The following is a 13,085-nucleotide window of genomic DNA, read 5'->3' on the forward strand; positions in this document are numbered from 1 at the left end:
TGCAACCGATCCAGAAGGACATCACAATGAAATCCACAGCCCTGCTGTCTGCCACCGCCCTTGCCCTGATTGCGGGTGCCTCGGGGGCATTCGCCCAGGACAGCGCCCAGATCGTGCGACGCGCGGATGTGACCTTTCAGCCCCTGAACCCGGCACGCGGCGATGCAAGCCCGCAGGCCGGTGTGCTGTGGGGCGATATCCGTCAGGACGTGCCGACCGGCGCGATCATCAAGTTCGCGCCCAATTTCTCGTCGCCCCCGCATATCCACAACATCACCTATCGCGGCATCGTGATCGAGGGCGCGGTCCATAATGACGACCCCGACGCCGCCAATATGTGGATGGGCCCCGGTTCGTTCTGGAGCCAGCCCGCCGGCGAGCCGCATATCACCTCGGCCTCGGGGGATGAGGGCGCGACCATCTTTCTTGAGATTCTGGAAGGCCCCTATCTTGTCCAGCCCACAGACGAGGCTTTTGACAACCATGAACATCCCGTCAATGTCGAGGCGGGGAATATCGTCTGGCTGGATACCTCGGATGTGACCTGGATTGACCAGCCGGGCGCAGAGGGCGATGATGCCGTGGCTCAGATCGCCTATCTGTGGGGCGATGCAAAGGGGGAAAACGGCACCTTCCTGCGCATCCCGGCAGGAACCTCCGGCACGCTGGAAGGGGGCGACAAGATGATGCGCGCGGTCACCATCGCGGGCGACGCCTCGGTCACGCTGCCAGATGCCGACGCGGCAGAGACGCTGAAGCCGGGCAGCTATTTCGGGTCTGAAAGCGGCGGCTCTTACCCGGTGGCCTGCGAAGCCGACGAAGATTGCATGCTGTATGTCCGCACCGACGGCAAATACACCTTTGCCAGCCTCTAGTCAGGTCATGAAGATCGCGAAGGGCCCCTGTCGGGGCCTTTCGGCCCGTCTGATCCGTTGCGCGGCGGCATGCCCGGCGTGATCAATCGCGAAAAATTTTGCCAAAGCGTTGGAAACGCGCAACCGCCTGCCTACCATTGGCATTGTGCCACGGGGCCGATGGCCCCCGACAGACAACACGGTAGGAGCCTTGGCCATGTCATCCCACATCCTTATCGCCGCGGCGCTGGCCGCATCCATCGGCACGGCGGCTTCGGCTGATATCGTCGTCTCCTCGAAGATTGACACCGAGGGTGGCCTGCTGGGCAACATGATCGCCATCGCGCTGGAGGATGCGGGCCTGCCGGTGGAACGGCGCCTGCAACTGGGCGGCACGCAGGTCGTCCGCGAGGCGATCCTTGCCGGTCAGATCGACGTCTATCCCGAATATACGGGCAATGCCGCCTTCTTCCACAATCAGGCCGATCAGGATGTCTGGAAAAATGCCGACACCGCCTATGATCGCGCGGCAGAGCTGGATCTGAAACAGGGCATCACCTGGCTTGACCGTGCGCCGGCCAACAACACCTGGGCGATCGCCGTGACCGCCCCCGTGGCCCAGGAGAACGGCCTTGCCTCCATGTCCGATTTCGGCGCCTGGGTCGCCGATGGCGGCGAGATCAAGCTTGCAGCCTCGACCGAATTCGTGTCCTCGCCCGCGGTGCTGCCCGCCATGCAGCAGACCTATGGGTTCGAATTGTCATCCGATCAGACCGTGATCCTGTCGGGCGGCGATACGGCGGCGACCATTCAGGCGGCGGCGCGCGGCACATCGGGTGTGAATGCGGCGATGGTCTATGGCACGGATGGGGGCGTGGGGGCGACCGGGCTGGTCGTCATGGCCGATGATCAGGGCGTGCAGCCCGTCTACGAGCCGACCCCCATTGTCCGCACCGAGGTGGCCGAGGAATACCCCGCCATCGCCGAGGTTCTGAATCCGATCTTTGCCGGGCTTGACCTTGAAACGCTGCAACAGCTGAACGGCCGCATTCAGGTCGGGGGCGAACCCGCGGAGGCTGTCGCCCGCGACTATCTGACCCAGACCGGCGTTCTGGACTGAATGATGCGGGGCGTATCCCCGCCGGGACTTCTGTTCCTGATTCTGGGCGCCGCTCTGCTGGCCGCGCCCTTCATGACATTGGCGGCCAACCGGATCGTCGCCGGGCAGCCCTTCACGATCTGGGCGCTGGCCCTGTGGCCCGCCACGGCGGGTCTGGCCGTGGGGCTGCTGCTGGGCCTGTCACGGAACGCATGGCCAAGGCTGGCGGGGGGGCTGGTCGGGCTGGGCTGCCTGTTGTGGCTGCTGTCCTTCGGGGCGGGGGCGCTGCTGGCGGATGCCAGGCAATATGCCCGCACGTCGCCCGCGCTTGGCTTTTGGGGGATGCTGGCGATTTTTGCGCTGCTGATCGCGGATGCACTGACTCAGTTGCGCCCCGGACCGGCCCTGCGCGGCGCCTTGCTGGCAGCGGCGGTCGCGGGGCTGGCGGGTGTCCTGTGGTCGGGTTGGCTTGCCGATCTGTCCATCGCGCAGGAATATGCATCGCGCGCCCGGCCCTTCTGGACGGCCTGTCTTCGCCATCTGCAACTGGCGCTTGGGTCGCTGGCGGTGGCCGTCATCATCGCCTTTCCGCTGGGGATCCTGTGCCACCGCCAGCCCGGGCTGCGTCGGCTGACGCTGCCTTTGCTAAGCTTTCTGCAAACCATTCCGTCGCTTGCGATGTTCGGGATCATGATCCCGGTGCTGTCCTGGGTCGCCATGACGGTTCCCGGCGCGCGCGAGGCCGGGATCGCAGGCATCGGCTTTGCCCCGGCCTTTGTGGCGCTGGTCCTGTATTCGCTGTTGCCGGTCGTCGGCAACACGGTCGCGGCGCTGGATGCCGTGCCCCCCGCCACCGCCGAGGCCGCACGCGGCATGGGCCTGTCGAACGCACAGCGGCTGTGGCAGGTCGAATTGCCCCTTGGTCTGCCTGTGCTGCTGGCGGGTGTGCGTATCGTCATGGTGCAGAATATCGGTCTGGCGGTGATCGCCGGGCTGATCGGCGGCGGCGGTTTCGGCAGTTTCGTCTTTCAGGGCCTGAACCAGACCGCGACCGACCTGATCCTGCTGGGCGCGTTGCCGACCGTCGCGATGGCCCTGATCGCGGCCATCGTCATGGACATCCTTGTCGACATTGCCCGCCCCATACCGGAAAGCGCCAGATGATAGAAATCGACAACCTGACCAGGCGCTACGGCGACGCCATCGCCGTCGATGCGGTGAACATGACCGTCGAGACCGGAACGATCACGGTGATCGTCGGCACCTCGGGGTCGGGGAAAAGCACCCTGCTGCGGATGATCAACCGGCTGGAAGAACCCAGTTCGGGCGAGGTGCGCATCAACGGCCAGTCCACCACCGCGATGACGCCGCATCTGCTGCGGCGGCGCATCGGCTATGCCATTCAGGGCCACGGCCTGTTTCCGCATCACAGCGTGGCCCGCAATATCGGCGCGGTGCCGCGGCTTCTGGGCTGGCCCAAGGACCGGATCGCCGCCCGCGTCGACGAATTGCTGGACCTGTTCTCGATGCCGCCGGGGGAGTTTCGCGATCGCTATCCGGCGGAACTGTCGGGTGGGCAACAACAGCGCGTCGGCGTGGCACGTGCTTTGGCCTCGCGACCCGATCTGTTGCTGATGGACGAACCATTCGGCGCGCTGGACCCGATCATTCGCGCCCGTGCGCAGGATGATCTGCTGCGCATTCAACGTCATCTGGGGTCGACCGTCATCCTGGTCACCCATGACATGGAAGAGGCGATCCGGCTGGGCGACCGTGTGGCCGTGCTGGATGCGGGCAAGCTGGTGCAATATGCGCCGCCCGCGCAGATCATCGCCGCCCCGGCCAATGATTTCGTCGCGCAGATGCTGGGCGAGGTCGATCGCCCGCTGCGCCTGTTGTCCCTGATCCCGGTCAGCGAGATCGTCGAGCCGGGCGAGGCGCAGGGCCCGCCCATCGAGGCCGGGCAATCGCTGCGCGAGGCGTTGTCGGCCTGTCTGTGGTCAGGCCGCGATGCGCTGCCGGTCGCGCAGGGCGGGCGGGTCACGCTGGCCGCGATCCGCGCACGGGCCGAGCATCCGACATGACGGCGGCTCGGTTCATGCGTGCGGGTCTGGTTTTGCTGTTGCTGGCGATGGTGCTGCGGCCCGTCTGGTTCACACCGCTGCTGGCGCCCTTTGCCCCCGCGGGCGGCCCGGTCCTGTACGAACGCAGTCCGCTGTGGTCGCTGACGCTTGGCCATCTGGGGCTGGTGCTGGTGGCGTCGCTGGCGGCGACGATCGTCGCGGTCGGGCTGGCCATCTTCGTCACGCGGCCTGCGGGTGCCGCGTTCCTGCCGCTGTCACGGACGGTCACCAATATCGGGCAGACCTTTCCCCCGGTGGCGGTGCTGGCGCTGGCGGTGCCGGCCCTGGGCTTTGGGTCCGGGCCGACGCTGGTGGCGCTGTTCCTGTATGGTCTGCTGCCGATCTTCGACAACGCGGTGACGGGCCTGCGCACATTGCCCCCGGTCACGATCGAGGCTGCGCGGGGCATCGGCATGTCACCCCGTCAGCGGCTGATTTCGGTCGAGCTGCCATTGGCCTTGCCGGTCATCCTGACCGGGGTGCGCCTGTCGGTGGTGATCGCGTTGGGGACCGCGACCATCGGTTCGACCGTTGCGGCCCGGACCCTGGGCGAGGTGATCATCGCGGGTTTGCTGACCAACAACACCGCCTTCGTTCTGCAGGGCGGCATCATCACCGGACTGATTGCCGTGCTGATCTATGACGCGATGATCCTGCTGCAGAACAGGCTGGCCCGGACCCGCGACGCCTGATCGGGCCTATGCTTCGGCGCGTGCCACGTCGCCCCGCTGACCGTCATCTGCGGGGGGCCGACCGCGCCGCGTGGCCTGCACGACAAGCCCGTGGATCGGCTGCCCGCGATCCTGCCGCAGAATGGCCGGGGTCAGCCGGGCGTCGAAACCGGCCCGGTCCAGCAAGTCCGACAGATGGGCGGAGGCATGGGCAAAGCGGCGGCTTGGGCGCAGGACATAGGCTTCGTCGCCGTCATGCGCCTCGACCGTGAAGGCAAATCGGCCACCGGGACGCAGCGCCGCCGCGACCCAGCCCACGATCTGTTCCAGCGCCCCGAGATAGGCAAAGACATCGGCCGCGGTGATCAGATCCCACGTATCCGCCTGCGGGGTCAGGGCTGACAGATCGGCCTTTTCAAGCCGATCATACAGGCCCTTTGCCGCAGCCTCGCGCAGCATTTCGGCAGAGATGTCCCAGCCTTCCAGCCAGTCGCATCGCGCCCGCAGATGGACGGCCATCAGCCCGGTGCCACAGCCCAGATCCAGCGTCCGGCCAAACCGCCCATCCAGCCCCTCCGCCAAAAGCTGCGGTGCGCGGTAATCCAGCCGGTCGACAAGCGCGTCCTCGAACCCCGCAGCATATTGGTCGAACAGCGTTTCCACAAAGGCCGAGGGCATGCTGTCGGCCAGCGACCGCCCGCGCAGCAGATCCAGACACAGCGCCGCGCCCAGCCTGTCCCGAGGGTCCAGCCGCAGCGCGGTCTGGAAGGCCCCGGCCGCGTCGGGAAGATCGGCCTTCATGCGGATCTCGCCCAGGCGGAACCAGCCCGCGACCCAATCGGGCCGCAACTCTAGCGCCTGTTGATAGATCTCTGCTGCTGTTGCGGGATGGTCCGGCAGGAAGGCTTCGGCATATTCGGCACGGCGATCCGCAATCAGATCGCCCGAGGAAAGCGAAAGAAACGACATATTCGGCTTCTGGAAAAAAACGGTCGCGATATGACCGCCGATGCCCTTTATGCCGATCCCCGGCGGCGTCAAGATGCGACGACGCGGACGCCGTGGTCACGGCCCCGACAGGGTGACAGCGGCAACCCGGTCGGGGATTGCCGCAGATCGTGACGAGCAGAAGATATTGTTTCAGCGCAAAGGGTTGCCCTAGGCGGCGACGCTGTCTGCGGCGCGCTGGAACATGCCGAACAGGTCGCGCGGGTCGTCGGGGTCCGCGATCATGTCCAGCCGCGTGAAGAAGGGCGTGCCGGCGATCGCCTGCGCGACATATCGCAGGGCGCTGAAATCCTCGATGGCAAAGCCCACGCTGTCGAACAGGGTGATCTGGCGGTCATCCGCACGCCCCGCAACATCGCCCGCGATCACCTGCCAAAGCTCGGTCACGGCATGGTCGGGGTCAAGCTGCTGGATCTCGCCCTCGATACGGGTCTGGGGCGGGTATTCCACGAAGATCCGCGACCGCAGCAGGATGTCGCGATGCAGTTCGGTCTTGCCCGGACAGTCGCCGCCGATGGCGTTGATATGGACGCCGCTGCCGACCATGTTGTCGGTCAGGATGGTCGCGTATTGCTTGTCGGCGGTGCAGGTGGTGATGATCTGCGCCCCCTCGATCGCCTCTTGCGAGGAACGGCATTTCACCACGGTCAGACCGCTGCCGGCGAGGTTTCGGGCGCAGCGCTCCGTGGCCGCCGGGTCGATGTCGTACAGCCGCACGCTGTCGATCCCGCAGACCGCCTTGAAGGCCAGGCACTGAAATTCGGATTGCGCGCCATTGCCGATCATCGCCATGGTCCGCGCGCCCTTGGGTGCCAGATGCCGGGCGGCCATCGCGCTGGTGGCGGCGGTGCGCAACGCGGTCAGCAGGGTCATCTCGCTCAGCAGCTTGGGATAGCCGCTGTTCACGTCCGCCAGCAGGCCGAAGGCGGTCACGGTCTGCAACCCCTCGGCCATGTTCTTGGGGTGGCCGTTCACGTATTTGAAGCCGTAGGTCTCGCCGTCCGAGGTCGGCATCAGCTCGATCACGCCGACATCGGAATGGCTGGCGACGCGGGGGGTCTTGTCGAACAGCGGCCAGCGGCGGAAATCGGCCTCGATCTGGTCGGCCAGATCGGTCAGCACCTTCTCGATCCCGATATGGTGGACAAGGCGCATCATGTTCTCGACCGAGACGAAGGGAACATAGGCGAGTTTCGAGGGAAGCGGAGCCATGGGAACCTCTTATGCGGGAATGGGGGAACGGGCCGACAGATGCAGCCCGGCGATCATGCAGCGGACCGAGCCGCCCGCATGTTCGATGGTGGGAATGTCCAGCGGCAGCAGCGCGACATGGCGTTCCAGAACCGCGCGCTGCGCGGCATCCAGCGATCGCAGCGCGCGCGAGGACAGCGCAAGGACCAGCCCGTCGCGGCCCTGCAATTCGATCGCATTGCCCGCGAAATCGGCGATCTGGGCGTGGGTCAGTTCGACGATGTCGCGTTCGCCCCGGCGCAGGCGCTCGGCCACCTCGCGGCGGCGCGGGGCGTCGGGGATCGCGTCCAGCCCGATCATCGCGAAATCGGTGCCGATGCACATCAGGACATTGGTGTGATAGATCGGCTTGCCCTGCGCATCGACCGCGTCAAAGACGATGGGCTCATAGTTGAAATGCGTACAGAACCGTTCCAGCAGGATCTCGCTGGTGCGTTTCGACCGGGCGGCATAGGCGACGCGTTCCAGGTGGTCGATGACCATCGCGCCGGTGCCTTCCAGGAACAGATCATCCTGTTCCAGACCGGAATAGTCGATGATGTCCTGCACCCGGTAGCTGCGTTTCAGCATGTCCAGCACGTCCTGCCGCCGTTCGGCGCGGCGATTTTGCGAATACATCGGGTAGACCGCAACATGCCCGCCCGAATGGGTCGAAAACCAGTTGTTGGGAAAGACCGAATCCGGGGTGACGGTGCTTTGGTCCTCGAACAGGTGGACGCGGATGCCTGCACCCGTCAGCGCGGCCGCCGCGCGTGTCACCTCGGCATGGGCCATGCGGGCGATGGTCGTGGGGTCGCTGCCGGCGCTGGTCTGGAAATGGTTGTCCTGCGCGGTAGCAGCATTGGGGGTGAAGTGATGCGGCCGGATCATGACGACCGAGGCCGGGGCCTGAAGCGAGGAACGGGGCATGGATGCCTCCTTTGGGACGTTCCTGTCAGGATAGCTGCGGTCCTTGACGGATTGCATGGCCATGGTGATAAATGTGGCAAGTAAGATTGCGCATATTGCCAATGCCAGATGTAAGTTTTGCCATGCATGTCTATGATGAACTTGACCGGAACCTGATCGCCATCCTGCGCGAGGATGGGCGCGCGCCGGTGTCCAAGCTGGCGCAGCTTCTGGGGGTGTCGCGGGCCACGGTGCAGGCGCGGATGGATCGGCTGCTGGACAGCGGTGCGGTGCTTGGCTTTACCATCCGCGCCCGCGAGGACAGCGGCCCGCAGGGCGTGCGCGCGATCATGATGATCGAGGTGTCGGGCCAGTCCACCACGCAGGTCATCCGCAGCCTGCGCGGCATCGCGGCGCTGCATCAGTTGCATTCGACCAATGGCAACTGGGATCTGGTAGCCCAGCTCAGCGCCGAGAGCCTTGCCGATTTCGACCGCGTCCTGCGCGAGGTCCGCAACATCCCCGGCATCACGAACAGCGAAACCTCGATCCTGCTCAGTTCCGTCTGAAGAGGTCGGGGACCGAACGCCCCCGACCCGCGCGGATCAGCGCGCCAGAACGCGGATGCGGCTGTCCCATTCCCCGCGATCGACATAGCAGCCGTGCAGGTGCCGGAACCCGGTCGAGGGGTCGAACGCCTCGCGGCCATGCATCACGCGGCGGTTGTCAAAGACGACCATCTCGCCCCCCGACAGGCGCAGGGCGATGCCATAGGCCGGATCGCGCGTCATCCGCATGAACAGCTGATAGGCGCGATAGAAGCTGCCCATCACCGCCGGATCGAGGTCGAGGATATCCGCGAGATGCGCGTTGAAGCAGACCTCGGAGATCTCGCCCGCGTCGTCCAGCGTGATCACCGCCTTGCGCGACCGGATATCGGTGTCGCGGTCGTGAAAGCGGAACGGCACCGTGACGGTCGACAGGATGCGGAACGCCTCGGGGTCGCGGTCGCGCAGGTCGCGGGCCACGGCCAACCCGTCGCAGAATGTGGACCCGCCGCCCTGCGCCTCGTTCGCAAGGCAATGCAGGAACTGGTATCCGGGCGGCAGATCCTGATTGGTCAGGTCGGTATGCAGTGGCAGCGCATCCGCGGTATAGGCCAGATTGTTCGGATCTGGCTTCGACATCACCTCGAAGGTCAGGCCGAAATTCGTCTCTCGCAGGTGGCCGACGCGGCGGGCGATCGCGACCCCGGCCTCGGTCGTGTCGGCCAGCCCGGTGACGATGGACAGGCCAAAGCGCTTGGTGTCGGCCAGCCAGTCCGCCAACCCGCGATCGGTCCCGGCGATGGCCGCCGCATCGTGGCGCGGCACGCCGCCCGCGCCCAGTTCGGCCCGCCACGGATGCAGCGGAATGTCGGCGGGATCGTGGCGCGCGATGCCCGGACGGTTCGCCTTGATCCAGTCCAGATCAAAGCGGCTGGGCGCGTCGGCATCCTGCCATGTCAGCAGCAGATCATTGCCCGCGATCTCGGCATGGGCGGGCGCGATATCCAGCGGCACGGCGGTCAGATCGAATGTCCGCTCGCCCGTCTGGGGGTGAAAGCCGGACGGATCGGTGTCGCGCAGCCAGATATAGGGAAGGCTTCCGGTGGTGCCGTCGGCCCAACGGATATCGAGGCCCTCGGCCCCGGTGGCAAGGGTGGTGGTCATGTGTCTCTCCGGTGATGGAATGTCAGATATGGCGGTCAGGGCCGCGCGCCGGGGGGCGGCCACCACTCGTGGGCCTTCGCATGAGGATGGCCCGGACATCTTCCAAGGACGGTGCACATTCGCGACAACAAAGCATGTCGGGGCCGGCCTGCGCAAGAGATGGTTTCCCTGATATAGACAGGGTCGGGTGCAGGGGGGCGGACGGCTCAGGCGCTGTCGCGGGGGACCAGCCGACCCAGAAACTTGCGGTCATGGACGGTATCGTCCTGACTTTCCAGCACATCGACCAGATAGTTCGACATCTCGGTCAGCGGCTGGCGATAGGTCGTCAGGCGGTAATTATGGCCCGCCGCCTGCGGCACATCGTCAAATCCCAGCACGGCGATATCCTGGGGCACGCGTAGGCCCAGACGATGCCGGATCGTGTCGATGACCCCAAGGGCCAGCGCGTCATTTTCACACACGATGATATCGGGCAGCTCGGCGGCCGTGCGATCCTTCAGCGCGTCATGGGCGATGCTGGCGGCCAGGTCGGGGTCATAGCGGTCCGCGGCGATGCATTCCGGTTCGCGATCAAAGCGATCCTTCCATTCCCGCGCAAAGGTTTCCTTGCGCAGAAGATGCGCCGACACGGTGCGCGGCCCCGCCATGTAAAGCGGGCGCTGATACCCCTTCCGGATCACGTATTGCGCGATCTCGCGCGTCGCCGCCTCGTCATCCACCGCGATCGAGATGGTGTTCGGATTTTCCGAGGTCCGGGCAAAGATGATCAGCTTCTTGAAGCGGCGCGCATCATGGGCGGCGTTCAGAACCTCGTCATCGAACTGGATCCCGATCAGGATCGTGGCATCGACCCGGCGTTGGCTGGCATTCAACAGCGCGGGCGCGGCGTCATCGGAATCCAGCGTGTTGACCAGCAACGTATCCCAGCCGCGGCTGCGCAATGCGCGGGTCAGCTTTTCCAGCATGACCAGTTTGTGCGGGTTGGCGAAATCGTCGATCAGCAGTGCCACGAGGTTCGACCGGGTCGAGGCCAGCGCCGCCGCACTGAGATCGGGCACATAGCCAAGCGATTGCGCGGCGGTCATGACCTTTTCGCGGGTCTTGGGTGAAATCGAAGCGTCTTTCTTGAACGCGCGGTTGACCGTCCACCGGGACACGCCCGCCTGCGCGGCGACGTCGTCGGCGGTGATGTTGGGCAGGCTTTCGGCTTTCGGCACGTTCTGTTCCAGTTTCTTCTTGGTCTGCCGGGATGCGGCATATCCCCAACATAACTGCTGGGCGTCGGCTTTGCACCCTCTTTGCACGCGCGTGCAGAAAAATGTTGCACGCGCGTGCAAACGATGTCATTCAAATGACGCAGCGGCAAGAAACGCGCCGCAGATTCGGGAGGAATGAATGCTGAAGGTTGGGTTGCTGGGGGCCGGAAGGATCGGTCAGGTGCATGCCGTGAACATCGCGGGCAATGCGCGATCCTCGCTGGTGGCAGTGTCGGACATGCATCAGCCCGCGGCCGAAAAACTGGCAGCCGAATATGGCGCCGAGGCGCGCAGCTCGGACGCGATCCTGTCGGATCCGGCGATCGACGCGGTGCTGATCGCCACCTCGACCGATACCCATTCCGACCTGATCGAAGCCGCCGCCAAGGCGGGCAAGGCGGTTCTGTGCGAAAAGCCGGTCGATCTGTCGCTGGAACGTGCGCAGCAATGTCTGAAAGCCGTCGAAGGCACCGGCAAGCCAGTGATGATCGGTTTCAACCGCCGCTTCGATCCGAATTTCGCCGCGCTGAAGGTCTCGTTGCAGAAGGGGCAGATCGGCAAGGCCGAATTGCTGGCCGTGACCTCGTTCGATCCGGCGCCGCCGCCGGTGTCCTATATCAAGGTGTCGGGCGGGCTGTTCCGCGACATGATGATCCATGATTTCGACATGGCGAATTTCCTGATGGGCGAGGCGCCGGTGACGGTTCGCGCCGTCGGCAGCAGCATCGTCGATCCCGAAATCGGTGCCGCGGGCGATGTCGATACCGCCGTCGTGACGCTGACCTATGCCGATGGTCGTATCGCCGTCATCAAGAACAGCCGCCGCGCGGTTTACGGCTATGACCAGCGGGTCGAATTGCTGGGCTCGGACGGGTTGCTGCAGGCGGGCAACATGCTGGAAAACACGGTCGTGCGGTCCACCGTCGATGGCGTTGTTTCGGGCAAGCCCACCTATTTCTTCCTTGAACGCTACATGCCCGCCTATGCGGCGGAATGGCAGGCCTTCGTGGATGCCGTGCTGGACGGGGCGAAGATGCCCGTAACGCTGAAGGACGGCATCGCCGCGCTGGCCATGGCCGAGGCCGCGACCGAATCCGCAAGGACCGGGCAGGCCGTGGATCTGAAAGGATAAGGCACAGGGACCCGCCCGGCCAGAGGAGAGGGCGGGGCGGGTCCGACGATATCCGGCACGGTGAATGGCCGGACAGCAGACGGGTTCGTCAGGCCCGCTGCCAATCACCCCAAAGGGAGGACTTGGAATGAAGAAGCTTCTTGCATCGGTTGCGACCGTCGCCACGCTGACGGCGCTGCCCGTCGCCGCCGCAGACATCATCGTCGTGGCCCACGGTCAGGCGAATGACCCGTTCTGGTCGGTCGTGAAGAACGGCGTGACCAAGGCCGGCGAGGACACCGGCGCCAATGTCGAGTTCCGCTCGCCCGAGACATTCGACATGGTCCAGATGAGCCAGCTGATCGACGCCGCCGTGAACCAGGAACCCGATGGGCTGGTCGTGTCGATCCCGGATGCAGACGCGCTTGGGCCGTCGATCCAGCGCGCGGTCGAGGCGGGCATTCCCGTCATCTCGATGAATTCGGGGTCCGATGTTGCCAAGGAACTGGGCGCGCTGCTGCATGTCGGCCAGTCGGAATTCGACGCGGGCAAGGCTGCGGGTGAAAAGCTGGCCGAAATGGGCGGCACCAAGGGCATCTGCGTCAACCAGGAGGTCGGCAACGTCTCGCTCGACCTGCGCTGTGACGGCTTTGCCGAAGGGTTCGGTCAGGAAGTCACCGTCATCCCCACCATGAACGATCCGACCGAAGTGCAGTCCAAGGTGCGCGCCGCGCTGGAATCCGATCCCGATGTGGACACGGTCCTGGGTCTGGGCGCCTCGCTTGTCGGGGAACCCGCCGTCGAGGCCGTGAAGGCGGTCGGGCGCGAGGATGTGCTGGTCGCCAGTTTCGATCTGTCGGCGGGCTTTCTGCAATCGGTCGCGGATGGCGATGCGGCCTTTGCCATCGACCAGCAGCAGTTCCTGCAGGGCTATCTGCCGGTCGTCTTTCTGGCGCTGAATGCCGAATACGGCCTGGTGCCGGGTGGCGATGTTCCCTCGGGTCCGAATCTGGTGACCCAGGAAGCAGCCGCCCAGGTGATCGATCTGTCGGCACAGGGCATCCGCTGATCCCTGCATAGCGGGGTCGTGCGCCACTGCGCGGCCCCAT

General features: G+C 65.3%; 13 protein-coding genes. 8 read left to right on the plus strand and 5 right to left on the minus strand.

Going from position 1 to position 13,085, the window contains the following annotated elements; all coding sequences use genetic code 11:
• The first annotated feature begins 26 nt into the window (after window positions 1–26).
• The 5 genes from BMX67_RS14965 to BMX67_RS14990 all read left to right on the plus strand — a co-directional run bounded on the left by BMX67_RS14965 (window position 27) and on the right by BMX67_RS14990 (window position 4,768).
• A complete protein-coding gene (locus BMX67_RS14965; RefSeq protein WP_090736737.1) occupies window positions 27–875 on the plus strand; it encodes a DUF4437 domain-containing protein in 849 nt (282 codons plus the stop codon).
• Window positions 876–1,071: 196 nt separating this feature from the next.
• Entirely contained in the window at window positions 1,072–1,974 is a 903-nt protein-coding gene (gene osmF / locus BMX67_RS14975) for a glycine betaine ABC transporter substrate-binding protein OsmF (protein WP_090736741.1), read from the plus strand.
• 3 nt (window positions 1,975–1,977) lie between these two features.
• Window positions 1,978–3,117, plus strand: a complete 1,140-nt coding sequence (locus tag BMX67_RS14980) for an ABC transporter permease (protein WP_245739479.1) — start codon at window positions 1,978–1,980, stop codon at window positions 3,115–3,117.
• Window positions 3,114–4,037, plus strand: coding sequence for an ABC transporter ATP-binding protein (locus BMX67_RS14985; RefSeq protein WP_090736744.1), 924 nt, complete (start codon window positions 3,114–3,116; stop codon window positions 4,035–4,037). Before BMX67_RS14980 ends, BMX67_RS14985 begins: the two co-directional genes overlap by 4 nt.
• Entirely contained in the window at window positions 4,034–4,768 is a 735-nt protein-coding gene (locus BMX67_RS14990) for an ABC transporter permease (RefSeq protein ID WP_090736747.1), read from the plus strand. The genes BMX67_RS14985 and BMX67_RS14990 overlap by 4 nt, the downstream gene beginning before the upstream one ends.
• 6 nt (window positions 4,769–4,774) lie before the next feature.
• Here the strand turns inward: BMX67_RS14990 and BMX67_RS14995 are convergent, their stop codons facing one another.
• The 3 genes from BMX67_RS14995 to ctlX all read right to left on the minus strand — a co-directional run bounded on the left by BMX67_RS14995 (window position 4,775) and on the right by ctlX (window position 7,915).
• Entirely contained in the window at window positions 4,775–5,716 is a 942-nt protein-coding gene (locus tag BMX67_RS14995) for a class I SAM-dependent DNA methyltransferase (protein ID WP_090736862.1), read from the minus strand.
• 189 nt (window positions 5,717–5,905) lie between these two features.
• A complete protein-coding gene (locus tag BMX67_RS15000; RefSeq protein ID WP_090736749.1) occupies window positions 5,906–6,967 on the minus strand; it encodes an ornithine cyclodeaminase in 1,062 nt (353 codons plus the stop codon).
• A gap of 9 nt (window positions 6,968–6,976) precedes the next feature.
• On the minus strand, window positions 6,977–7,915 hold the full coding sequence (ctlX, locus tag BMX67_RS15005; protein ID WP_090736751.1) for a citrulline utilization hydrolase CtlX: 939 nt from the start codon (window positions 7,913–7,915) through the stop codon (window positions 6,977–6,979).
• Between the two features lie 122 nt (window positions 7,916–8,037).
• Here ctlX and BMX67_RS15010 point away from each other — a divergent pair, with 122 nt between their 5' ends.
• Window positions 8,038–8,463 carry an Lrp/AsnC family transcriptional regulator gene (locus BMX67_RS15010; protein ID WP_090736754.1) on the plus strand — a complete coding sequence of 142 codons (426 nt, stop codon included), beginning with the start codon at window positions 8,038–8,040 and terminating at the stop codon, window positions 8,461–8,463.
• Window positions 8,464–8,499: 36 nt separating this feature from the next.
• On the opposite strand, the gene BMX67_RS15015 is transcribed toward BMX67_RS15010, so the two are convergent.
• Together BMX67_RS15015 and BMX67_RS15020 are read right to left on the minus strand one after the other, a co-directional pair.
• Window positions 8,500–9,606: a TauD/TfdA family dioxygenase gene (locus BMX67_RS15015; RefSeq protein ID WP_090736756.1), complete on the minus strand. Its 1,107-nt coding sequence runs from the start codon at window positions 9,604–9,606 to the stop codon at window positions 8,500–8,502.
• 206 nt (window positions 9,607–9,812) lie between these two features.
• On the minus strand, window positions 9,813–10,826 hold the full coding sequence (locus tag BMX67_RS15020; RefSeq protein WP_090736759.1) for a LacI family DNA-binding transcriptional regulator: 1,014 nt from the start codon (window positions 10,824–10,826) through the stop codon (window positions 9,813–9,815).
• 178 nt (window positions 10,827–11,004) lie between these two features.
• Here BMX67_RS15020 and iolG point away from each other — a divergent pair, with 178 nt between their 5' ends.
• Window positions 11,005–11,997 carry an inositol 2-dehydrogenase gene (gene iolG, locus BMX67_RS15025; RefSeq protein WP_090736762.1) on the plus strand — a complete coding sequence of 331 codons (993 nt, stop codon included), beginning with the start codon at window positions 11,005–11,007 and terminating at the stop codon, window positions 11,995–11,997.
• Between the two features lie 127 nt (window positions 11,998–12,124).
• Window positions 12,125–13,045 carry a sugar ABC transporter substrate-binding protein gene (locus BMX67_RS15030; RefSeq protein ID WP_090736765.1) on the plus strand — a complete coding sequence of 307 codons (921 nt, stop codon included), beginning with the start codon at window positions 12,125–12,127 and terminating at the stop codon, window positions 13,043–13,045.
• Window positions 13,046–13,085 lie beyond the last annotated feature (40 nt).

Source organism: Paracoccus homiensis, assembly GCF_900111675.1.
GTDB lineage: Bacteria > Pseudomonadota > Alphaproteobacteria > Rhodobacterales > Rhodobacteraceae > Paracoccus > Paracoccus homiensis.